Origin of the sequence: Pseudomonas sp. 28 E 9 (genome assembly GCF_900004785.1) — a bacterium.
GTDB lineage: Bacteria > Pseudomonadota > Gammaproteobacteria > Pseudomonadales > Pseudomonadaceae > Aquipseudomonas > Aquipseudomonas orientalis_A.
The window spans coordinates 1-777 of sequence record NZ_CVTK01000028.1; the positions used below are offsets into that span (position 1 = coordinate 1).

The following is a 777-nucleotide window of genomic DNA, read 5'->3' on the forward strand; positions in this document are numbered from 1 at the left end:
AAGGCGAAATGTACTGGGCCATGGCCCAACTGTTCATGCAACAGGGCCCGCAAGCCCTGCCCACCTTCCCCCACCCGCCCCGCGATTGGAACAACGAAGACGTGACCTTCAATCTCGCGCGTCGTTTGGCTCCCAAAGTGCGGTGGCCAGCCGAAATAGACCTGGAGTCACGCAGTGCGCCCTGAATAAAGCCATCACCCGAAGCAGCCTCAATACGACAGGCTGAATATTACAAGCGGCGCTCACTCCGAACTTGGAACAGCTCATCATGGTATTTAAAGCACCTTTACTCGATAAACCTGCTCCTGGCTGGCAGCACGATCTGCCGGGACCAAACGAGTCGCCCTCCAATGAACCGTATCCTCCCGTACTTTCGAATCCGCCCAATCATGTTGACGATGTTTATCTTGAACTGGCACGCGCCACAGTTCGGACTCGTGGGATTGGAGTCTGGATGGCTCCTTGTATGTTTCTGTTTGCTCTCATTCCTCCCGTCACTTGGATCGTTATCCTAATAGCGACTGGAGATATACCCTCGTTTGTATTTCATTTCTTCGGTCTCATCGGATTTATCATCCCCCTATGGGGAAGCGTGTTCATCTGGCGAATGGACACCGAAGCCCCCCGCGACGAACCCATCCGCTTCAACCGCGTCCGACGCAAAGTCTATGTCTACCGCTTTTACCACGACGGCCTCAGACCCTTCAGCCGCACCGCCTGGGGCGTTCGGACCGAAGTCTATGACTGGGATAACCTGCGTGCCGAAGCCTGCAGCGT

The 777-nt window shown here is 55.3% G+C and carries 1 protein-coding gene and 1 pseudogene; both read left to right on the forward strand.

Going from position 1 to position 777, the window contains the following annotated elements; translation table 11 throughout:
* Nucleotides 1–185: pseudogene (locus BFQ00_RS05770) on the forward strand (hypothetical protein); the annotation flags it as partial.
* Between the two features lie 407 nt (nucleotides 186–592).
* Nucleotides 593–777, forward strand: a 185-nt coding sequence (locus tag BFQ00_RS28945; protein WP_371914184.1) for a DUF6708 domain-containing protein, incomplete at its 3' end; no start/stop codon positions are given.